Origin of the sequence: Rossellomorea aquimaris (assembly GCF_020171925.1) — a bacterium.
GTDB lineage: Bacteria > Bacillota > Bacilli > Bacillales > Bacillaceae_B > Rossellomorea > Rossellomorea aquimaris_F.
In genome coordinates this window covers 1-23,105 of sequence record NZ_JAIVAR010000011.1, presented here as the reverse complement: position 1 = coordinate 23,105, position 23,105 = coordinate 1, and the positions used below count along the sequence as shown (strand labels likewise).

19 protein-coding genes and 1 tRNA gene are annotated in these 23,105 nt (G+C 43.6%); 11 read left to right on the top strand and 9 right to left on the bottom strand.

The genetic code is table 11. The features are described 5' to 3' along the window. Position 1: 1 nt before the first annotated feature. Positions 2-1,459: a L,D-transpeptidase family protein gene (locus LCM10_RS19815; RefSeq protein ID WP_224878185.1), complete on the top strand. Its 1,458-nt coding sequence runs from the start codon at positions 2-4 to the stop codon at positions 1,457-1,459. 76 nt (positions 1,460-1,535) lie between these two features. Here the strand turns inward: LCM10_RS19815 and LCM10_RS19810 are convergent. After that, a tRNA-Ala gene (locus LCM10_RS19810) sits at positions 1,536-1,608 on the bottom strand. Between the two features lie 235 nt (positions 1,609-1,843). Between LCM10_RS19810 and LCM10_RS19805 the strand changes: the two genes are divergently transcribed. Further along, on the top strand, positions 1,844-2,797 hold the full coding sequence (locus tag LCM10_RS19805) for an aminoimidazole riboside kinase (protein ID WP_224878183.1): 954 nt from the start codon (positions 1,844-1,846) through the stop codon (positions 2,795-2,797). Positions 2,798-3,050: 253 nt separating this feature from the next. Continuing rightward, positions 3,051-3,872 carry a Cof-type HAD-IIB family hydrolase gene (locus LCM10_RS19800; protein ID WP_224878182.1) on the top strand — a complete coding sequence of 274 codons (822 nt, stop codon included), beginning with the start codon at positions 3,051-3,053 and terminating at the stop codon, positions 3,870-3,872. Positions 3,873-3,943: 71 nt separating this feature from the next. On the opposite strand, the gene LCM10_RS19795 is transcribed toward LCM10_RS19800, so the two are convergent. Both LCM10_RS19795 and LCM10_RS19790 read right to left on the bottom strand, forming a co-directional pair. After that, entirely contained in the window at positions 3,944-4,390 is a 447-nt protein-coding gene (locus tag LCM10_RS19795; protein WP_224878180.1) for a CotY/CotZ family spore coat protein, read from the bottom strand. Positions 4,391-4,470: 80 nt separating this feature from the next. Beyond that, the gene (locus tag LCM10_RS19790; RefSeq protein WP_224878178.1) at positions 4,471-5,673 is read right to left on the bottom strand and encodes an ATP-grasp domain-containing protein; all 1,203 of its coding nucleotides are present in this window, start codon (positions 5,671-5,673) and stop codon (positions 4,471-4,473) included. A 302-nt stretch (positions 5,674-5,975) separates the two neighbouring features. On the opposite strand from LCM10_RS19790, the gene LCM10_RS19785 reads away from it, so the two are divergent. Further along, a complete protein-coding gene (locus LCM10_RS19785; RefSeq protein ID WP_224878176.1) occupies positions 5,976-7,226 on the top strand; it encodes an ATP-grasp domain-containing protein in 1,251 nt (416 codons plus the stop codon). A gap of 95 nt (positions 7,227-7,321) precedes the next feature. On the opposite strand, the gene LCM10_RS19780 is transcribed toward LCM10_RS19785, so the two are convergent. From LCM10_RS19780 to LCM10_RS19770, 3 genes are all read right to left on the bottom strand, one after another. Beyond that, positions 7,322-8,428 carry a UDP-N-acetylmuramoyl-tripeptide--D-alanyl-D-alanine ligase gene (locus tag LCM10_RS19780; RefSeq protein WP_224878174.1) on the bottom strand — a complete coding sequence of 369 codons (1,107 nt, stop codon included), beginning with the start codon at positions 8,426-8,428 and terminating at the stop codon, positions 7,322-7,324. Further along, positions 8,425-9,480, bottom strand: a complete 1,056-nt coding sequence (locus LCM10_RS19775; protein ID WP_224878172.1) for a YheC/YheD family protein — start codon at positions 9,478-9,480, stop codon at positions 8,425-8,427. Before LCM10_RS19775 ends, LCM10_RS19780 begins: the two co-directional genes overlap by 4 nt. 152 nt (positions 9,481-9,632) lie before the next feature. Beyond that, positions 9,633-11,651, bottom strand: coding sequence for a M14 family zinc carboxypeptidase (locus LCM10_RS19770; protein WP_224878170.1), 2,019 nt, complete (start codon positions 11,649-11,651; stop codon positions 9,633-9,635). Positions 11,652-11,878: 227 nt separating this feature from the next. Here LCM10_RS19770 and LCM10_RS19765 point away from each other — a divergent pair, with 227 nt between their 5' ends. The 5 genes from LCM10_RS19765 (at position 11,879) to LCM10_RS19745 (ending at position 19,396) form a co-directional block, all read left to right on the top strand. Continuing rightward, a complete protein-coding gene (locus tag LCM10_RS19765; protein ID WP_224878168.1) occupies positions 11,879-12,280 on the top strand; it encodes a GNAT family N-acetyltransferase in 402 nt (133 codons plus the stop codon). Positions 12,281-12,293: 13 nt separating this feature from the next. Further along, positions 12,294-13,685, top strand: coding sequence for a UDP-N-acetylmuramoyl-tripeptide--D-alanyl-D-alanine ligase (locus LCM10_RS19760; protein ID WP_224878167.1), 1,392 nt, complete (start codon positions 12,294-12,296; stop codon positions 13,683-13,685). Positions 13,686-13,794: 109 nt separating this feature from the next. Beyond that, a complete protein-coding gene (locus tag LCM10_RS19755) occupies positions 13,795-15,174 on the top strand; it encodes a Mur ligase family protein (protein WP_224878165.1) in 1,380 nt (459 codons plus the stop codon). A gap of 164 nt (positions 15,175-15,338) precedes the next feature. Then, positions 15,339-16,901: a C40 family peptidase gene (locus LCM10_RS19750; protein WP_224878163.1), complete on the top strand. Its 1,563-nt coding sequence runs from the start codon at positions 15,339-15,341 to the stop codon at positions 16,899-16,901. A 521-nt stretch (positions 16,902-17,422) separates the two neighbouring features. After that, entirely contained in the window at positions 17,423-19,396 is a 1,974-nt protein-coding gene (locus LCM10_RS19745; RefSeq protein WP_224878260.1) for an LTA synthase family protein, read from the top strand. A 101-nt stretch (positions 19,397-19,497) separates the two neighbouring features. Here LCM10_RS19745 and LCM10_RS19740 read toward each other — a convergent pair whose 3' ends face one another. Next, positions 19,498-19,707 (bottom strand): hypothetical protein, encoded by a 210-nt coding sequence (locus tag LCM10_RS19740; protein WP_224878161.1) that lies wholly within the window; start codon positions 19,705-19,707, stop codon positions 19,498-19,500. Positions 19,708-20,113: 406 nt separating this feature from the next. Continuing rightward, positions 20,114-20,797: an MgtC/SapB family protein gene (locus tag LCM10_RS19735; RefSeq protein WP_412103427.1), complete on the bottom strand. Its 684-nt coding sequence runs from the start codon at positions 20,795-20,797 to the stop codon at positions 20,114-20,116. A 157-nt stretch (positions 20,798-20,954) separates the two neighbouring features. On the opposite strand from LCM10_RS19735, the gene LCM10_RS19730 reads away from it, so the two are divergent. Beyond that, a complete protein-coding gene (locus tag LCM10_RS19730; RefSeq protein WP_224878159.1) occupies positions 20,955-21,884 on the top strand; it encodes a DMT family transporter in 930 nt (309 codons plus the stop codon). Continuing rightward, the gene (locus LCM10_RS19725) at positions 21,865-22,362 is read left to right on the top strand and encodes a GNAT family N-acetyltransferase (protein ID WP_224878157.1); all 498 of its coding nucleotides are present in this window, start codon (positions 21,865-21,867) and stop codon (positions 22,360-22,362) included. The genes LCM10_RS19730 and LCM10_RS19725 overlap by 20 nt, the downstream gene beginning before the upstream one ends. A gap of 158 nt (positions 22,363-22,520) precedes the next feature. Here LCM10_RS19725 and LCM10_RS19720 read toward each other — a convergent pair whose 3' ends face one another. After that, a complete protein-coding gene (locus LCM10_RS19720) occupies positions 22,521-22,700 on the bottom strand; it encodes a hypothetical protein (protein WP_224878155.1) in 180 nt (59 codons plus the stop codon). Between the last annotated feature and the right edge of the window lie 405 nt (positions 22,701-23,105).

Genomic DNA, 23,105 nt, shown 5'->3' with positions numbered 1-23,105 from the left:
GATGACATTGTTTGAAAGTCATGTGAAGAAGAATCTACAGAAGCTTCACAGGAATTTGTACGTGTCACGTGATGATCCGCAATACTATGAGAAAATCCTCCGGTATAAGGACCATGATAGTGCAGAAGCACATTATCACATAGGACGGAAATTCGAAGAAGAGGGGGAACTTGCGAAAGCATACGACCATTATCAGAAAGCGGCCGATTCCGATTCCCATTATTATTATAAGGCCCTGAATGCATCCAAGACGCTCCAGGAACAGAACAAGATTCCGACTCTTCCAGCCAAGTCCATTCGAAAAAAGATCCCACTTTACATGAAGGCAATCATAAGCTTCTTGCTTCTATTGAATATTTTCTTGCTTCTCTTTCTGTTCTATAAGGCGGATTCCATCAACACCATCGCTTCTACGTTAAAGGAATGGGGGACAGGGAAAGAAGTTGTGTACGAAACGGAAGACGTACCGTACGTGTTTTATATACCCGAGAATACTCCCCTGAGAGAAGTGGAAGAGTCCATATACAACAAGGCCATCGGAATAGGGAAAAGTCTCTCCAATAAAACCCTTTTCTTATATGGTGTCTGGACTGTTGATCGGACACTTTCAGACGAAATATTCCCAGTCAGAAGTGAGAAAATCAAAGATCAGGCATTTGTCATTGCTCAATATAATCCATCCCTTGATGACTCTGTGAAGATCCGTTTCTTGAATGGTCAACATGCGTTCAGTGATTCCCATCCCGTCACGTATGTAGGAACGAACCTTTTGAGGACCGCCCTCGAAGTTTATATGAAAGATCATGGAAAGGCGCCTGATTCACTGAACGACCTCGTGGCCGATTATCCTCAAAATTATCTGAGCTACATCCCGAAGGAACGGTATCGAAATTCCAACGACAGTTCACCTGCATTCACCGGTCAAGGCGGCTGGGTATATGATCCGAACGCTTCGAACATTACCGAAATGGTATATCCCAATGTGGCGGATGCCACACAGGTTCCGTTCAATCCGGTTGAAGTGATCATCGATAAAGACTCGTTCACTCTTATGGTGAAAAGTGCTCCCTACATGATGGCCCTGAAACCAGTAGGGCTCGGGAAGAATGGCTCGACACCCCAAGGGACGTTCACGGTCCGACAGCGTGTCTCTGAACCAATCGGATTCCGTCCTGATATGTATGGCACCGCGGGTTTGGGAATGGGAAAATACGCAATCCATGGAACCTATGATACGGAGTCCATTGGGAATGAACAATCATTGGGCTGTATCAGGCTAAGTAATGAAGATATTCAGGACGTATTCGACATCGTCCCGTTGGGAACGGTCGTGAAAATCGTTGATGATCCGTTATTAATGACCGGATATAAGGATAGGGTGGAGATGGATTCGGCTGTACCCGATATAAAGCCGGAAATCAATCAAACAACGCAAAGAAGCTTTGAGTGGGCAGGATGAGCTGATTATCCATAGAGAAGTGATCATATATAAGAAAACAGGGAAGACTCTGATGAGTCTTCCCTGTTTTTCGGTATGGAGCATAGCGGGATCGAACCGCTGACCTTTTGGCTGCCAGCCAAACGCTCTCCCAGCTGAGCTAATGCCCCGTGTTTCTATGTATGACTCTTTAACGTCTATGAAAATATTTTAATTGATAGGTTGTTTTGTTGTCAATAAGATTATGGTTACTTTTGAAAAAATAGTTCATTTGCTGAATTCGTCAAGATGTATGATATTCTCAGTATAATGAAGAGGCACCATGTACCTTTTTAGGATACGGTAGACCATGCCACTTACTGTAACTATACACAATAGAAGAAAAGTAATGAGGAGGATATCTTAATGAAAAAAGGAATCATCTCTCTCGGGGAAGCCTTGATCGACTTCATCCCATTGGATAAGGAGAATATCACGTTTCAAAAAAGTCCTGGTGGGGCCCCGGCCAATGTCGCGGTAGGGCTGGCCCGTTTAGGCGCAACATCAACTTTCTTGGGGAAGGTAGGGGATGATGTTCTGGGGAACTTCTTAGTCGACACGCTGAACGACTTTGGAGTCAGGACGAACCAGATGCTAATGACAAAAGAAACTCGGACTGGTGTTGTTTTCGTTACGAATGCAGAAGATGGAGAACGTAGCTTCGATTTCTACATCGATCCAAGCGCAGACCGTTATTTGGAGAGTAAAGAAATCGATGAAGACGACTTCATCGCCCATAAGATCCTTCACTTCGGTTCGATTTCAATGATCAGCAGTCCTTCAAAGGAAGCCACTGAGTATGCCGTGAAGCTCGCCAAACAAAGTGGAATGATCGTTTCCTATGACCCGAACCTGCGCCTTGGACTTTGGGATTCAGAGGAACAGGCAAGGGAAACCATAAAAAGTATGCTAGAGCACGCGCATGTGTTGAAGGTCTCCGAGGAAGAGCTTGAATTCATTACCGGTGAAAAGGAAATTGATATAGGTGTAGCAAAGCTTGGGGAATACGGTATCCCCCTCATCATCGTTACTATGGGGGCCGAGGGCAGTCTTTTATTTAAAGGCGATGTCCGTTTGCATGTTCCTGCAATGAGAGTGCAAGCAGTTGATACTACTGGTGCCGGTGATGCATTTGTATCCGGTATCCTTTATTCCCTTAATCAATATGAGGGGACGATTGAAGCTATGTCCATTGAAGAAGCGGCGGCAATGGCGCGTTTTGCATCAATATCTGGGGCTCTTGCTGCATCGACTAAAGGAGCGATGACGGCACTTCCCACTTTAGAAGAAATACAAAACCGTATAAGTACGTGGGAATAAAGATAATTGTAGGAAGGAACAGCACAACGAGCCGTAAGTGGAGAGTCGAGGGGATATAGTGGAGTTAATGAACCTCTGATGCCTCCATTGGAATTTCGTGATGCTCCGAATGAATTGCAGGGTATGAACTCTAAAGAGAAGAAATAGTCGCTCCAAATCGTATATGACTAGTAAACCTTTCCTTTTATTAAAAATCACTTTGATGTTATAGTAGGAAAATATTATTCTACCGACAGGGAGAGGATTTACCATCATGGGATATAAAATGATTGTTCTTGATTTAGATGATACATTGCTGCGTGACGACCAGACCATTTCGGATCGTACCAAGAAGGCGATTCTTCAGGCACAGGAAGAAGGCGTGAAGGTGGTCCTCGCTTCAGGGAGACCGACGTATGGAATGCGCTGGGTGGCAGATGAGCTGCAGCTTGATCATTATGGAAGCTACATCCTGCCTTTCAATGGTTCAAAGATCATAAACTACAAGTCCAATGAAGAAATGTATAGTAGGGCGTTATCTGCGGAGACCGCTCATCGATTATACGATCTGAGCAAGCGTGAAGGAGTCGGGATCCTTACGTACTCAGAGGATGCCATCCTTGTGGAAGAGCCGGACGAATTCGCCGATATCGAAAGCAGGCTCACTGGACTGCCCGTGGAGGTCGTCCCGGATTTCAAGGAAGCGGTAAAGGGACCGGTCGTAAAGGCGCTCATGCTGAAAGAAGCAGATCGCCTGAAAGAAGTGGAAGTGAAGCTTCAAGAGGAACTGGACGGAGAATTATCCGTCATGCGCTCAAAGCCTTATTTCCTTGAATTCACCCAGCTTGGCGTGACCAAAGGTGCGACCCTTGATTATTTGATAGAGCCGCTAGGGATCAAGAGGGAGGAAGTCATTGCCATCGGAGACAGCTATAACGACCTGACGATGCTCGAGTTCGCCGGCCTTGGGGTGGCGATGGGCAATGCCCCTGATGACATCAAGGAAAAGGCGGACCATGTGACCTCTTCCAATATGGATGACGGTGTCGCGGAAGTGGTCGAAAAGTTTGTATTGAATAGATTGTCCAGGGTTTAGGGGAGTCTGTGAAATATCTCCTTCCATAGAAAAAGCCGAAGCCAAAGCTCGGCTGCGGCATTGATTCAGGGTCATTCCGCCTTATATCGGTTTGAAATGCATTCTTTCCCGTCCCCTCCGTGAATGGTTGGGAGCTTCCGATTGACCAATTTCGGAGGGAGGGGCTGGATCCCAAGGAAGCAATTGCAGTCAACCGTGATGCATTGATCTGTTTTATATAGGGCGAAGACATCTTCTGTATCGTCGGTGATGTACCCGTCAATATCGACACCTGCCAATAAACGCAGCGTGACACATCCATCGTTGATGTCAGACACCATAAAGAAGATTGTACAACCGGATTTTAAGTGAGCCTTGAAGGGCTCGCTTTTTTCTTTTGTATATAAAATGAATGGAATTGTATCGATCCGATCATGCTCACAAATAAATTTGAAGGTTTGAGCCGCAAGCTTTGACTGTTCAAGAAATAGTTCGGTCAAGACCTTGCAGATGCAATGTTCGTCGTGACAACTCTTCAAGCGATTCCTCCTCCTTTCACCGATCTCTTATTATCAGTGTATTTTCAGATGGAGAAGTGGTGTAGTGCAAATATAACGGTTTAGGTTGATTCGATATAAAATTTAATCAAGTTAGCGGCATTTTTTGCCCGGATCTCTGATTCCTGAACGGACTTTCCAACCGCCATGACATATCCGTAGCGATGTGCCATGGAGGTAGGTGGTCGCAGGATCTTTCCGATATTCGGTTTGACGTGTACGTCAATGATTCCTTCCTGGACTTCTGCTTCATCCACCCCGGTAACCCTCAACAAGCTTCCCATTTTGTTAACCGTCATATAACTGGTATAAACATGCTTTTCCCATTTGAATCGGGGTTCATGATTCTTTTTTAAGTAGACCCTCAGCGTTTCTTCAACAATGCTCAGTCCATAGGCTGCGGCGATCATTTTGTTCATGGATCCACCCGATACCCGGGGATTGATTTCAACCAGTCTCCACTTGTTCTGAACGAGCCGCATCTCCAAGTGACAACTTCCATTCTCAAATCCCAGATCGGAAATGATCCCCCTGACTTCTTTCAGCAACCCTGGATGGTGGTGGGTCGTTGAAACACTATAACCGGTCACGATGAATCGTTTCTGGAAGTCGATTTCCTGTTTGACGACAACCTCGACGATAGGGGTTCCGTCTTTGATCACCGTTTCAATCAGATACTGCGGACCGTCTAAATATTCCTCCACGAGGAGGCTCGGCGGATTCCTTCTGCTTAATCTTGCAATCCCCCTTTGGAGTTCTTCTTCATCTTGGATCAAGAGGACATCTTTTGATCCGTTGGATACAGGGGATTTTAACACGACGGGATATGGGATGTCACTCATGTGCTCATAAGAAAAAGGGGGAGACAAGGGAAAGAAAATGGGAGAGTACGCTTTTCCTTTTAATTTCGACCTCAATTCCGTTTTATCCAAGCAGTCAGCGATGGGCTGCAATGATAGATCGGTTCCACAGTATTCATTGGACAGCTTGGCTGCCAGATAAACGTAGTCATCAAGAAAGCTGATGATGCAAGCTATTTTCTTCCCTTTCTGCCGGAGGGAATGAATTTGTTTCCTGATCTCCTCTTCCCGTTCAATATCAACTTCGAACATCTCGTCCACCTCCGGAAAAAGCTCCCTTTCTCTCAAATACTTTCTTATATTTGTGAGTAGGATGGTGGAATAGCCAAGTTTTTTTCCTGCTTCAATACCGTCCAGGGTGGATCCGGAACGGTTCGCCCCTATATAGATGATGTAATTGCTCATGGAAAAAAACAGCTCCTTCAATTGGTTCGACGTATCGTTAGTTTAGTATATGAACACAATCGGAGAGGTGTATGGGCAGTTACTAGCATTTTTTTGGTTTTTTTAATAGAGTGGAGCAGTTGGACGGGGGCGTGGATTGAAGAACGGAGGCGCATGTCCCTTCATGAAATAAATAGCGGAAACATCAATGAATCAGCCTATACCCCTTATAACCTTGCAGAATAGACTATACAGTAAAGCATTGCTCGTACCCATTTTTGAGCTTTGAAAGAGAATATGTTTAAAGAAGGAGCGTACCTTGAATGAAGTCTATCATTTTTATTGAAACGAATAAATCGGGTTCCAGCAGGGAAGCGATCAGGACGGCTGAGAGATTGGGTTATTATACTGTACTATTCACGGAAAGAATCAATTTCATCAACAAACGTGAGGACTTCCCGGATGTCCATTTCATGAAATACTGTGATTTAAGTGATATGAATGTACTTATTAAGGAAGTGAAAGCGCTGCTCATGAAAGGGATCGAGGCCACCGCAATTGTAAGCTTTGTAGATCCACATAGCTACATGGCATGCGCGCTTTCCGACCGGTTCAACATTAATCACTTTTCAACAGAAGGGATGAAGAATATCCAAAATAAAATCGAGTCTCGGAAACTGATGAAAAGTTCACCCATCACGCCGGCATTTTGGACGGTTTCAACACCGGATGAAAGTAAAGCGCTAGAGGGTGAAATCGAAAAAAAATTCCCACTCATAATGAAATCCCCGCAATCCACTGGGTCGAAAGATGTCTACAAAGTCGCGAATCTGACAGAATATCGAAAGCAGTTCCGTGCCTTGACGAAAACCTATGAAAATCAGCCTGTTTTAATAGAAGAATACTTACCTGAACCTCAGTATCTTGTGGAAGTGATGGTCGTAGAAGGAAAGGTCCAGATCATGGCCGTGATCAAACAGGATATTCAGTATGGTCAACGCTTCATTGTCATGGGATATAAACTATTGTTAAAACCAGGAAAGAACTTCTTTAGCGGACTGAAGAAGGCTGTGGAAGAAATCGTTTCCCAACATGGACTGGAGAACGGACCTTGTCACTTGGAGCTGCGCCGGAAAGGACTGCAGTGGAAGCTCATTGAAATCAATGCCCGCATTTCAGGGGCAGGGATGAATAATATGATCAAAGCGGCTTATGGAATCAATCTCGTTGAAGAGACGTTAAAGATGGCGATGGGGAAGACCCCTGATTTGGAGCCGAAATTCAACAAGTATGTGTATATGCAATATGTGACAGTCGATCGAAAAGGGACGCTTGAGAAGGTCACGGGGAAAAAAAGGGCCAAAGCATCGAAAGGCGTAGTGGAGGTATATGTTAAACCTCGCAGGGGCCAGGCATTGACTCCGCCTTTATCGATGGGGCATCGCTATGCATACGTGACCGCTGTGGGGGACACTCCTGAAGAGGCTGAAATGAATGCAAAGAAGGCCGCTTCCGAGATCCGCTTTTGGATTGAAGAAGCGCCAGGGGAAAACATCACGACGATCATTCAATAGCATTCAACACTTGTGACAATCGGAATTAGCGACAAGCAAAAACGCTTGGTTCAGGCTTGAAAGCCTGAACCAAGCGTTTTTTTAGATGAGTGCGGTTACCCCAACTTTTCTTTTAGGAAATCGACGGTCTCGACCATCCCGAGTCCGCTTGCTCCCTTTATGAGAATGGTCCAATCCGGCTGAATCATCTTGAGTAATGCTTTATTCAACTCTTTCATATCGGAACGGTTGAAATGAAAGACACGTTGTGCGTCCATTCCCGCTTCAATCGCCCCGACACCGATGTTCTTTGAAAGATTACCATAAGTAAAGAGATAGTCGACTTTTTTATCAGCGACATAATTCCCCATGTCTTTATGGACGATTTCATGTTGGTCAGCGAATCCAGCCATGCTGCCGAGGACTGCGACCTTCTTCTTTCCGTCCAGGCTTGATAGGACATCAAGGGCGCCTTTCATCGCATCGGGAAAAGCATGTACCGTATCATCAATGAGCGTGATGTTTTTCTTAAGTTTCACAATATCAAGCCTGTGCCTAGGCTTCCTCACTTCATTCAATCCCTGCTTTATTTCATCTGCCGTAAAGCCAAGGAGATCGGCGACGGCAATCGCAAGTAAGGCGTTGTATACGTGGAATTCACCGTGATAGGGGATGGAGAATGAATGCGATTTCCCTTGCAATTTAAGATCAAAGGTAATCCCTTCCCAGTTTACCTTCACATTCTTTGCCTGATAATCGGAAGGGGTGTGTATGCTTACCTTTTTAAGCTCGCCCGTAAAGTTCTTCGTATGGAGGAGCTTTGAGTTTTTGTCGTCCCCGTTTATGAACAAATGGCCATCTGGGTCCAACCCTTTGATCAGCTCGGATTTAGCGGCTGCTATGCCTTTGATGCCGTCATCGAAATTACCGATATGGGCAGTGCCGATATTGGTGATGGCTGCGATATTTGGTTGGATGATTCTGCAATGCTTTTCAATGACGCCCTTATAGGCCATTCCGTATTCAAGTACGATTGCTCGATGGATGAAGTTGATTTCACTCTGGTGTTTTTCGGTATGATCGGTCCGATTCCAATAATCGCTCGATTCGAATATGATCCAGCGTGTTCTGAGAATCGATGCGATGAAAGATTTCGTCGTAGTCTTTCCGGCACTTCCTGTCACTGCAACGATTGGTCTTTCGACGGAGAAATCTATACTCATCGTACTCCTCCTTTCAATGGTTGCCCTTGGGCTAAATGGATGCAATATCTGATTGTATTCTTGACCACATCCATTTCAAGATAAAAGGTCGGCGGACATCCAGGTCTCCAGTTGACTTCATAAATCCATATCTTTCCACGGTCATCCAAAGCAACGTCAATTCCAAGTTCGTCGATTGTTTCTGAATAGTGTTCCATTTGCAAATCATCCATATGGCGCGCTAGAACGAGTGAGAAGCTCTCCAAATAGCGCTTGATGTTATAATACTCATCCCCGAACTCCTGTTTCAGGAAAGGGACAAGATAATTCATCGAACCACCGCTATTGATATTCGAGACAATTGTTCCAGGTGCACCGATCCTAGGATAGATCGCTGTGATGACCCATTTGCCTTCACCGTTTTTCTGGACATGAAGCCGGAAATCGAACACACTGCCTTCTTTCGTTCTGCAATTGATATAGGGCTGTACGAGAAACTCCTCTACTTCAAGTTGAGCAGAAACAAATTCCTTTAATTCATCATAAGAATAAAGGTGTTCGTCCGTGTCAATCAATAGCCTGAAATCATTTCCCACACGTTCAATCAGGATGATCGACATCCCTTTTCGGCCATTCACGGGTTTAAACACAATCTTACGATAAGCATCGAGCATCGAGAAGAAATGACTCGTCCCTTTGATCACTTCAGAAGGGATCAAATATTGGGTCAACTCGCCTGCTTCCATCAGTCGTTTATAAACGGACATTTTATTGCCGATTGAATGAGTGGTAAACGGAATGTCCTGTTTCAGTTTTTCAATCACTTCACTAGATTTTGCAAGTTTTTCAGGACTCCCGGTGTTATAGATGACATGAGGGAACGGAAATGTCCCTTGGACCCATTTCCCGTCCTCATATTCATAACCGGAAATGGTTCTGGTAGTAAAGTCCACTCCACCAGGTGAGAAATAGATCATCTTTGTGCCTTCTGCCTTTGCCACTGCTGCATATGCATACGATTTAATGACACTGTCGGGATGCTTTCTATGGTGGAGCATTCCAATTCGGATCAAATGATTGACCTCCTTCATAACTCTTAATGTTTTCTTCCTAACTAGTAAATGACAACAACACGATATAGGGAACGACACTTGTATTGGGTCATGAGCCTTTTTTTATAAAAGCATCGTAGCGCTGTTTCCTCTTTAAGTGACAAGGGGATCCGCTATGAACTGTGGGACCCATAAATGCTATTCCACAATAGTCTGTAAAAATAGCGGGTATGTCCCCTGAAGCAGACCTCCAGTCCAAAAAGGGTGAGGAGGCCGTCCCTGCTGGTAATGATGGCAGGCAGGCCCTTTGCCTCACCGTATTCCGGCCAATATCCGGCGAGGATGGATTCTGGATCAGTCCCGTAAGTCGCGGCCACCACCATGTTCCCGGTGTTCGTGAACCAGGCGGGCCGGTAAACAAATCCGCTATCCTCTGCTTCGAACCCTTTTGTGAGAGCATGCCTTTTATAATTCATTTGCACGAGTGCGTTTTTATTGAATCCACTCGAGTGTGTTTCTGCATCACATAACTCAAAGAGGGTGGTCAACGCCTTTGAAGCACCCGCACCGATTCCGATTATTTTCCCGCCTTTTCTCATGAATTGTTGAAGATTTTTTTTGCATGCATCTTGCTGTGCCTGTGACTCCAGCACATAATCACGGTACTGTTTCCGTACTTTGGACGCTGGATAGAATAGGTGCTCGTAGCCGTTGTAAATCAGAACATCAATTTTGGATAATGTTGTACTTGAAGCGAGCTCCTTTGATTCGTGTTCCGTGTAGGGGATGTTCATTTCTTGAAGTGCGAGTGCAAGCCCCGCATGTGCTTTCTTATGAAACATGCCTCCATCGATGATGATTCCGACTCGTACCCTCTTTGCTGAGCTTGCTGTGTATGAGAACGGGAGGGGAGTGTCATCCTTGTTTCCTTTGTAAGGGATCATCCTTTTATGCAACCGTACGGATGAGGAGAGACTTTGAATACCCCAGCATAATGGGAGGCTCCAGGCACAAAGCTCGGACACTCTTTCTGGACCATCGGACAAATTTTCCCCCTGCGAAAGCAAACAGTGCGCAAGATTCGCACGTGGTTGATTCATTGGCACAACGATCGTTCCGGTCGGGAACGTATGGCCACCGGACTTGAATGGTTTCGTTGTGGAATATAAATGGATCCCATTCTGTATCAGGTGGGATGAAAGCTTCCCGAGTTGATCGGGGAACAACGGTTTATCACTTAGATAATAATAAGCCGGGAAATAGTCTGGCGCTTGTCCGGGATGATTCTGTTGAGTCCCCCGGCGGAAGAAGGCAGAATGAGTGTCATTCAATTGTTTCTTGTTTTTCGAGATGTGAGTGAGAGCCGATAAGAGGGCGATGAGTAACCAGGTGGTTCCGTCTTCGGACCGGCTTGGGGATTCGATGGTGATCCCGATTGCCCCTTGCAGGATTGAGTACATTGAACAACTGAAAGGACTGTAGTCGTCCCATCCACTTTCTTCGTCTCGATAAGGGATATAAGTACCTTTGATTGACTTGAACCTTGCAGATGAGAATGTGTCTTTTTCTGACACTAAAGAGGCTTCCATCGCCTTTGCAAGTGGCAATGCTCCTTTCAGGTATAAATCATATTCATAGCTGGGATTGTGTGGGGGGGTACATGGTTCGATCAATCCGATATAAGAGTCATTTCGCCAAACATACCCATGCAAGTCCAATACAACTGCAGGCTCTTCTTTCACAATCAGATTTACGATGCTCAAGGTTTCCGGCTGTGATTGGGTGATAAAGTCCCTATTGAGGTCGAATCCAGCTGCATTATAACGAGTGTTATCCACATAACCATCCGGATTGCAGCTCACTACACAATGAATGACCAAATCATCCATCCAAGGAAGACTATCACCTTTCTCCCGGATGTGATCCAGTAAACGCAAGATGGCTGACGATCCCGCGGCCTCATGGCCATGAATTGAAGCGGTGATGACGATCGAGGTCTTATTCTTGGAAGGGTTGCTTATTTTCCACTTATTCATCATCTTCGTACGCTCTGGCTTCTGGATTGTCACACACCAAATGTCCCTTCCGCGTACGGACTTTCCAATTGAAGAAATAGAAAGGAATGGAGAGTTACTTGTCGTTTTTTTTATAAGTTGTACTAACGTTTCGTAAGAAAGTTTGTTGTATTCCATACAATTCCTCCTTTCTATAGTTGATTCGAGACCCATCCATTATGCGATGGACAAGTGCCCTTTTTGGACAAGAATGGTGCAATGGTTGCACTTTATCCAAGCGTTCTTGCCATAATTGAAGCATTGCAATCCCTACAAATGGTCTTTCGCCGTTTCCACAATGGAAACTTGTACATAAAGTAATACGAAGGTTTGAAATAATCGAATGAGAGAGAGGTGTACTCCTTGTGGTTGTATCGATAGAACGATCCTCATTTAAGGAGCTTGAACCAGTCATTTCGATGGCTATAAGAGATGGGATGAGGGTGAAAGATGTACCTGGATCCGTTTGGTTCTGTGCAAGGGTCGATGGAGAGATAGCAGGTTTTGTCTCTTGCTATATTAGAACGAAACACGGAAAAGCCGTTTTTAAAAGTGATTACGTACGGGAGGAATTCAGACGCAAAGGCATTTATAGGCTGTTGTTCGAAAAGAGATTGGAGTATATAAAGGATTTCGAGGAAGTACACGTGATAAAAGCATCGTGTACGAAAATGTCGTTGAGCTGCTTTCTGTCTTACGGATTTGAGAAAAAGGCAAGCAGATCAAGGAAATACACAGATGTAGAGCTCCATACGCTCAATCATTGACAGGAGGAATGACATGATTACGCTGAATTTAAAGGATGTCAGAAAGGCATTGAACGGAACGGTGGTCAGTGGTTCTGACAGGATGGATATCCATGATGTGATCATCTTTCATCAACATAAATTTAAGATGAAGAACACACTGGTTTTCATTGACAAAAAGAAGGACGTTAGTGAGAAAAAGTGGGATAGGATGTTAAGAAATGCTCCATGTGCCGTCATCACCGATTATGAACCCGGTGTCTTGAAGGGTGCCAACGGTATGACCATCATTCAGGTTGATGACGTTAGAGAGGCGTTCTTCAAGTTTACAAGCTACTACCGTGGAATCTGTCCCGTACCGGTTGTGGCGATCACAGGGACTTGCGGGAAGACGACAACCCGGGAGATGCTTGCACATATTATGGAAGAAAATCATTCAGTCGTTTCAACAGACCAGAATGACAACGCACCTCATCGTTCATTGGAATACTTGATGAAAATAAATGAACGGACGGATGTAGGAGTGTTTGAAACAGGTCTTGGAGGACCTGGGGATCTGCGTTATCACTGTAATGTCTATCAACCTGATATCGGGATCATCACCAACATCGGGGTCTATCATCTGGACCGTTGTAAAACCTTTGAACGATACCTGGCTTCTAAAGCGGAAATGCTTGAGGGACTCCGGAACAAAGGCACACTGATCCTCAACGCGGATGATGAGAATATTGCGAAAATCAGCCTCGGCGAATATAAAGGAAAAGTTCATTATTTCAGTATCCAAAAACCTTCCGATTTCAGGGGTACCAGTATTAGGATCAGCGAAGAAGGGACACGCTTTACCTTGGTTGCATACGGTAAAGAATATCCTGGATTCATCCCTGAGGTCGGCGAACACCAAGTATACAATGGGCTTGCTGCTTTACGTGCAGCTGCGGAGCTCGGAGTCGACATCGAAACGGGAATCCAAAGATTGAGTACTTTCAGGAACTTGGACCGACACTTCCAATTAGTAGAAGGAAGGAACGGCTCCACCATCGTGGATGATACATGGAATATCAACCCTACTTCATTAAAGCAAGCCATCAAGACATTGAATGCCATCGGGAAGGGGAAGAAACGGATCGCTTTGCTTGGCGGCATTGGAAGGCTCCGTGATGAGGCGAATGAACTTCATTCGGAAATCGGTAAGTATGTGGCAGAAAGTAACATCGATGTGCTTATTACCTTTGGTGTGAAAGCAAGATATATTGCCAAATCCGCAGAAATAGAAAATCCGGATCTCATTGTTCATTCATTCACCTCTATAGATGGAATTGAAGAGACAGTGATGAGATACCTGGATGATCAGTCTTATCTACTGATAAAGTGTCGTCGTGGTGATGAACCGCTGATGAAACTTAAAGAACGCTTGATGGAAGGATAATTTCAATCACTCTGATAATCGGCGGTGCACCCTTATTACAAAAGGGGTGATTGAAGAATTCCGGATGAAGAAACCGGAACCAATATAGAACAAAGACAGGAGTGAAGACATGAAAGCACTGCAATTGAAAGACTTGATTCATGTGATGGATGGGCAGTACGTGTACGGAGATGAAGACTTCGTTGTGATGGATGCAATGGTTGCGCATTTACACAGGATCAAAATGAAGAACACATTGATATTCTTGAAAAAAAGGAAGCCATTTCAGTTGAAAAAGCTGAAACGGTATGCCCCTTACATCATTGTAACCGACAAAAATGATGATGAAATTGAAGAAATCGAGGCAGCCGGACTTGTCAAGGTACAGGATTGTGATGATGCATTCTGGAAGTTTACCCGCTATTACCGGAGCCTCATCGACATACCGATCGTCGCAGTAACCGGAACATGTGGGAAATCCACTACGAAAGAGATCCTTTCCCATCTTCTATCTCCAACGCACTCCATACAATCCACAATCAGAAGCAGAAACGCCACCAGAAAGTCCTTTCAATATTTAATGGGAATTGATGAAGAAACAGATGCAGCGGTATTTGAAACAGGCTTGCGGGGACCGGGGAACCTGAGCTATCACTGTAAAGTGTTTCAGCCTACGATCGGCATCATCACCATGATCGGCATTGACCATCTGGATAAATGTAAAACGATTGATGGCTATATCAAAGCCAAATCAGAAATCGTCTCAGGGGTCAGAAAAGGTGGAACGCTCATATTGAACAGTGAGGATGAAAACTCTCAAAAGGTATCACTCCATGGGTTCGAGGGTGACATCATTTATTGCGGAATGAGTGAAAAGGCTGATTACCGTGCAAGCGATATTGAGTACAAAAGGAACGGTATGTCCTTTTATTTGCACCATCAGAAGCAGAAATTCAATATGTATATCCCAGGCTTTGGAACTCATCAAATCTACAATGCACTCTTTGCCGTGGCAGCGGCCCATAGAATCGGTCTAGGCTTAGTCGAGGCTTCGGCACGGTTGAGGACATTCGAGAACTTAGAAAGACACTTACAAGTGGAAAAAGGCATAAATGGCTCGATCATCATAGATGATACATGGAGCACAAATCCTACATCCATTTCTGCTGCAATCGATGTCCTTGAAAACCTCGGGCTTAAAAAGCGAAGTGCATTAATATTAGGTGATATTGCCTATTTGGGTGATGGAGAAACAGAAATTTACGATGATTTAGGAAAGCAACTTGCATCCAAGCGGATCGATATCTTGATTGCGGTCGGTGAGAAAACGGAATACTTGGCACAACAGGCGAAAACATATGGGTTTAAAGGGGAGATTCATACATCAAGGTCTCCGGCTCACATTAAGGGTGTGCTGAACAATTTGTTGAACGATGAGACCATTCTTTTAATTAAGGGGTCTATGATGGATACCGAACTGATTGAGTTTGCACAGTCACTAAAGGGATAGTTCACTGGTAATGGGTGTAAAGGCCTTTGGTCTTTACACTCTTTTGTAAGGCTTTAGTACTGGCAATTATTACATAAATCATCGGAAGGAATGGGATGTTATACTTGCTGTGGCTATTTTTAGAATATTGCACTTAATTAACAGATATTCACAGGAGGTTTAATATGAAGAAACTAGTGACGACAACGGTCTGTACAGTTGCTTTGACGTTCAGCTCTGTTACGATCCCACCGATTTCCCAATCGATAGCGGCAACCGCTCCTCAACAAACAGAGGTGGAAATGAAGGCGGACGATATCATCTCGACGGCCAAGAGCCTGATCGGGACCGCAACATATGAAAGATATGTCTATAACCCGCCGTATGAATTCGGATGTAGCGGATTCATTTATTATGCATTCAAAGAGAACGGCATCGACCTAGCGACAAGGGATACTAATGTCCAGGCGCAGCTGGGTGAATACGTGCCAAAGGATGAACTTCAAAAAGGTGACCTTGTATTCTTTGATTCAAATCCCAATGATGATGACCCTGTTACCCATAATGGAATTTACATAGGGAACAATAAGATCATACATATGGCTGATGAAGAGAATGATATTCTCATCTCGGACCTAGATGGAAAAGATTATTATCAAAATAACTACAAAACAGCACGACGAGTACTGCCTTCATTCATGTACAACGAGGCTCCGTCTTCCACGGCAGAAAAGGTGGTCCAAATCGCTGAAGGATTGATCGGTAAAGCGTCTTACGGTTCTCCTTATAATGAAGGAACCCTTACATTCAATGGAGCGGGGATGACGTATTATACATTCAAACAGGTTGGTATCGACCTTGAATCGAAGACAGCCATCGAACAATCAAAGCTTGGCGAACCGGTAAAACGTGAAGACCTCAAAAAGGGTGATCTTGTTTTCCTATCAAACAACTCAAGTGATGGGAAGATCGTTCACGTAGGCATCTATGCAGGAAATGACCAGATCATCCACGCTGCAGGCTCTGATTCAGGCGTTAAGAAAAGTGTCATCCTGAATGGGTACTATGACGAACACTATGTAACGGCACGCCGCGTGATTGATGTTGACGCTGCTTCCTCCGGGGATTCCACAGGTAGTGAAACGCCAGTGGTGGAGGAAAAGCCTACTGATCAACCTACTACAGGAACGGAAGGGAACCAAGAATCAACGACAAGTCCTGAACCAGAGGCACCGATTGATACTGTAACGGATCCTCAGCCAGAAACACCTGCAGACAAGCCGGAACAAGAAACGGAAACCCAGCCTGAGGTGCCTGTCGAGCAACCGGAAGACAAGGAAGATGTTGCTCCTGTCCAACAGGATAAAGGCACCGCCATCTCAAATCTTGCAGAATCCTTAATTGGAAATGCACAATATGGCCGCTCGTATGATGAAAGCACGATGAGCTTTAATAGTTCAGGGTTAGCTTACTATCTATACAAACAAAACGGGATCGATTTACAGGACAAAACATCGATTGGGCAATCGACAAAAGGACGTTATGTCTCCAAAGGCGACTTGCAAGAAGGAGACCTTGTTTTCTTATCAAATTCTTCAAGTGATGGGAAAGTAGTGAATACAGCGATTTACGTCGGTAATAATGAAGTGGTCATGTCCGCTGGCCAGACATTGGGCGTAGTGAAGCGAAGCCTGAATAGAAGCTGGTACCAAGAAAACTATGTTACTGCCCGCAGAATCATTGAATAAGTAATAGAAGAAAACGGGACGAACATGTCCTGTATGAAGAATAGATCCGGACCATCATCCATTCCTGAATCAGGAGCTGGATGATTCCGGATTTTTTTCTGCTTTTCTTACGTCCTGGTTGAAACAATTGGAACTTATTTCAAAGACAATGTACGCGCTGATTCAGTTTAAAGGGTGTTGGCTTTGGGTAGTAATAAAACATACTTGTGGTGGGGCATCATCTTAGTATGTATCTCCATTAGTGGTATTATCATACAACCACCCAGAGGATAGGTTTAAACATGAAAACGCTTTATCCATTAGTGTGAAAGCTTTTCTTAAGGATTGGTTTGAATTTGTCGATTTTCCATGAAATATTTTTGTTACGATTTATACCAAAATGTTATACAGCTGAAATTAATTTCTGCTATAATACTCCTTGTTGACTCATCCAATTTACAAAAACTACAAATTACGTTTACTAAATCTTAATATAAAAGGTGATTTGAAATATGAACTTCTTAAAGAACCGTTTCAACGATATGCGTAATGAGATGCGTGCTGGGAAGTTGACTTTCTTCTTTACAGTAGTCATCTTATTCTGGTTAAAGACCTACGTTGTCTATTTAGCAGAGTTCAATCTTGGTATTCAAAATGTTATGCAGCAATTTTTATTATTCATCAACCCATTAAGTTCTGCTTTATTTTTCTTTGCATTAGCACTGTTTTGGAAAGGCAGGGGGAGATACGTTGCGTTCATCGTCATCAACCTTCTAATGTCTTTCATCTTATATGCAAACGTGGTGTACTATCGTTTCTTTAATGATTTCATCACGGTGCCGGTCATCCTACAGGCTAAGACCAACAACGGTCTTGGAGGAAGTGCGATGGAACTCTTGAATCCAGTGGATATCCTTTATTTCACGGATCTATTCATCATCATTGGATTGATGGTCCTTAAGAAAGTGAAACCACAGGAGAAATTGCGTTTCCGAGCGGTATTCGCTGTTATGACTTCAGCGGTTCTCGTATTCCTGTTGAATCTTGGCCTTGCGAACATCGATCGTCCCGAGCTTCTAACGCGAAGCTTCGACCGTAACTATCTGGTAAAGTATCTGGGGACGACGAACTTTACGATTTATGATGTTGTCCAGAATTCTAAGACCCATGCTAAGCGGGCAATGGCCGATAGCAACGAGGTCTCAGAGGTGGAGAACTTCGTCAAAGCCAACAAAGTTGCTCCTAACCCTGAAGCATTTGGAAAAGCAGAAGGGAAAAACGTCATTTATATCTCGATGGAATCCCTGCAATCATTCATGATTGGAAGAGAGTTGAATGGAGAGGAAGTTACACCATTCCTGAACTCACTGGTGGGAAGCAAAGAAGCAATGTACTTTGATAACTTCTTCCATCAAACAGGGCAGGGTAAAACATCCGATGCCGAGTTCATCATTGAAAACTCTTTATACCCTCTTCCGCAAGGTGCAGTCTTCATGACGCATGCAAATAATACGTATCAGTCAGCACCTGCCTTATTAAAGGATAAAGGGTATACTTCTGCCGTGTTCCATGGTAACTACAAGACATTCTGGAACCGTTCTGAAATGTACCGATCCATCGGTTATGATCAGTTCTTTGATGCAACCTACTTTGATATGAGCAATCCTGAAGAACAGCTTCCATATGGTCTGAAGGACGAACCGTTCTTTAAAGAATCGATGCCGATGCTCCAAAGTTTAAAACAACCGTTCTACACAAAGTTCATCACGTTATCCAACCACTTCCCATTCGACCGTCACGAGGAAGATACGGACTTCCCAACGGCTGAAACAAGTGATGGTGTAGTGAATCGTTACTTCCAAACGGCACATTACATGGATGAACAGCTGGAGAACTTCGTGAACGATTTAAAAGAAAAAGGTCTATATGACAACACGATGATTGTCCTGTACGGAGATCACTACGGAATTTCCGACAACCATAATAAAGCGATGTCTGATATCCTTGGCAAAGAAGTCAATGCTTATGAAAGTGCCCAGCTTCAACGTGTACCAGTATTCATCCTGAACTCTGGTGCCGAAGGTGGAGTCAACCATACGTACGGCGGTCAGATCGACCTTCGCCCTACGGTCATGCACCTTCTTGGAGTGGATACGAAAGACTATCTAAGCTTTGGTCAGGACTTATTGTCTGAAGAACGAAAGCAAATCGTACCTTTCCGTAATGGAGATGTTATTACTGAGAAGTATTCAAACATCAAAGGTGCATGCTACGACAATGAAACTGGTAAGCCTGTGGATGAAGGAAACGAAGAAGCAAAACAGGCTTGTGAAGATATGAGTAAGGATGCTCAAAAACGACTTGAGCTTTCCGATAAAGTGGTATATGAGGATTTACTCCGTTTCTATAAACCGGAAGGATACACACCAATCGATCGCAACGATTACCAATATGTGAATCCTAACCCGAAGAGTACGGAAAATCCTGAAGCCGGTCATGAAGAAAATCATGAATAAGCCATTATAGAAAAAAGCCAGTTCCCGGTTGGGAGCTGGCTTTTTTGCTATGTATTGAATGGCATGGTTCCTTTCATGATCAGCGATCATGATAAAAGGCATCACTCAAAAGGTTCGATGTGATCGATTTGATGTATATGCAGGTTGATCACTTCTTTCATGTCATCACCATAGAAAAGCAGATAGTCATCATTCATTTGTAGCAGTCTTCCCGAAAAAGAGCTTGGCCCCTTCTTGATTCTTAAGTAATGCACGCTCAGTAGTTGATTATTCTTGATCCACTCGTTCATCATGCCAAGCCATTCGTTCATTTGTTGTTTCTCCCTCCTGTTTTACATCACAGCTGTAGTAATGGAAGTTTGATCTACTTCATATACTTCTGAATTAATATGAATAAAAAAATAATTAAGTGAATGGTTAGATAAACCCTTATATCTTTTTATCGGAGGGTACCCTTCATTATTTACTTGGAATTTATATACAGATTATGGAGTGTAGAACCCTTCTGTTTTAATTTTTGGCACTGTTAGACACCTCTGCCTGATTCCATGCAAGACTTCAAAGGCGTGTTCTAGTGGGGGAAGAACCGATTTAGGGAAGCTTTTCTCCTTATGACTTTAAAGAAGTTAAATTAGCGGGAGTCATTCCAAGCTTTAAATCGATTAGATAATCTTTTAATTGAAAAGACCCCTGTCTTTTGCCAGGGGTCTTTTCTAGTTATAAACTTTCAATTTCAACATCCTTGATGCCTTTTATTTCAGAAATCGTATAATAGATATCCGTTGTCTTTTTCCTGAAGTCAACGATGATTTTCAATTCGAGAAGATGTTGGTTGTTCTTTAAGTCTTTAATTCTGATATTTTCGATTGCGATGTCTTCATCTTTTATTCGCTCAATGATCGTCCTGATATCCTGTTTTTCCTTGATGGTTGCCCGAAGATGCAATTCCTTTTCCCGCAATCGTTTTGGTCCGATGAGTGTGATGATTGAAGGAACGACTTCCACCGAAACGATAAGAAGGATGACCCCTGCGGTTGCCTCCAGATAGAAACCAGCCCCGACAGCAATCCCGATTCCGGCAGCGCCCCAAATCATGGCTGCTGTAGTCAATCCCGAAATACTGTCGTTTCCACGTCTTAGGATGACGCCGGCTCCAAGGAAGCCGATCCCTGATACGATTTGTGCAGCCAGACGAAGCGGATCCATCGTAATATTCACCTGATCTGAACCTTCGGCTATATACGCTGACTCAATCGACACAACGGTTAGAAGACAGCTCACAATACAAATGACCAAAGAAGTCTTGAGGCCAACAGGCTTCCGTTTTAATTCTCTTTCCAACCCAATGATCAATCCAAGGACAGCAGAAATCCCAAGTTTCATATATAGTGCTGTGTCTATGAACTCCACTTTGACCTCCTCCAACTCCTGAGTAAATAAATTCCGAAAAGTAACGAATGGATATAGTAATCTCTCAATCAATTGATTAAAATGAAAACAATCATTGTTTAAAAGGCGGGGAACCGCATTGAATTTTTATGGTACAGGAGATGAAATCATGACTGACACAAAAGTAAATCCATATCTTCTCTTGGCTATCGGGGTTATTTCCGTTTCCACGTCTGCCATATTAGTGAAAGTATCAAGTGCCCCTTCAGGCGTACTGGCATTTTACAGATTGCTGTTTACGGTACTTCTGATGTCGCCTGTATTTTTCTTAACCTATGTGAAAGAATTGAAAGTTATTACCTTGAAGGACTGGGCATATTCAATCATTGCAGGCGTGTTCTTGGCGTTTCATTTCATCTTGTGGTTTGAATCGCTCAACTACACTTCTGTCGCAAGTTCCACGGTACTTGTGACCCTTCAGCCCTTATTTGCGTTCCTTGGCGCTTATTTATTCTTTGGGGAAAAGATGACTGGAAAAGCCGTTTTATCCGCCATTTTGGCAATCGCAGGAAGTTTCATCATCAGCTGGGGTGATTTCCGGATCAGTGGCAGCGCCCTTTGGGGTGATATCCTCGCGCTCATCGCGTGTGGATTGGTGACAGGCTATCTCTTATTCGGTCAGACTGTACGCAAAAGAGTATCCTTGATTACCTACACATATTTGGTTTATGCGATAAGCGCGGTAGTTTTACTGGCGTATGTACTAATGCGGGGAGAGAGTCTCGGTCCGTATCCGAAAGAAGACTGGATCTACTTTCTGATGCTTGCCATCATTCCGACCCTGCTCGGCCACACGTTATTTAACTGGTCACTAAAGTGGTTGAGCACATCCACCATTTCAATGGCGATCCTCTTTGAACCGATAGGTGCCTCTATGTTGGCGTTTTGGCTATTGGGGGAAAAAATTCTTTTTACACAAATCGCGGGAGGGGTCATCATCATCTTTGGAGTGACTCTCTTCTTAATAGAAGAAAGAAAAGTGAAAAGAATGATTCAACAAGTCAATGAGGTGAATAAGAATGAAGGATTTTCAAATTAGAAAAGCTGTACCAGATGATGCAGAAGGAATCGCGAACGTCCATATAGGAAGCTGGAAAACGACGTATAAAAATATTGTCTCGGATGAATACCTCGATTCATTGAATGTGGGGGATAGAAAAGTAAGGTGGGATGGTATCCTCTCTGGTCCACATGAAACGTATGTGTGTGAAATGAATAATGGAGAGATATCCGGTTTTGTTTCTATTGGGAGGGAACGGGATGAACACCAAGATGGTGAGTTATATGCCATCTACCTATTGAAGGACTACCAAAGAAAAGGGCTGGGGAGCAGCTTGTTTACGTTTGCTATGGATACCTTAAAGTCGCAGGGCTATTCCAATATGCTTGTTTGGGTGTTAAGGGATAATCCCTCAAAGCATTTCTATTACTCATTCAAACCTAAAAGCTGTAAGGAACAAAAAATCATGATCGGCGACAGGGAGTATGATGAAGAAGGACTTCTTTTCACTCTTTAACTTTTATAAACAAGCAGGCACTCCTAAGACAGCTGCAAGTTATTTCTTGAAGTATGCTGTATAATAATCAAAGACAAGAGCCGCAGTTCTGATTGAACTGCGGCTCTCCCTTTGTTTGCGAATGTTGAATTTTGACTTACTTGGGGATACGGGAGTGGTTAAGAGAATGTGTATGTAAATCCTGAAAACACAAATGCCATCACTACCGAAAGGATGAATGTGAATCCACGTACCGGTCGAGTGCTGTCGCTGATCTTCAGACCCAATACATATGAGTAGGCAAATAGATAAATGGCCATAAAGTAAGATAGATATTGTGCAAGTTGTATAAGTGTCATGAGACGCTAACTCCTTTCATATGCAGTCTATTCTTATAGATATGATGGTTGTCCCGCTGGAATGTCTAAAAAATGAAATCCAAATAACTTTTTGTAAAAAATATATTGCAATAATATTAAGGGCGTGATATATTAATAAACGTCGCTGATACAACAACCGACATTCTGAAAAAAGAATTTAAAAAAGTTGTTGACTCAACGATTGAAAATGTGTTACATTAATAAAGTCGCTTCGGACGGAGCGCGCAACAAATTGAACCTTGAAAACTGAACAAAACAAGACAACACGTCAACGTTAATTCTAGATTTACCGTAACGAATATCGTTACAAAAAAGAGCTATTCAAACTTTTATCGGAGAGTTTGATCCTGGCTCAGGACGAACGCTGGCGGCGTGCCTAATACA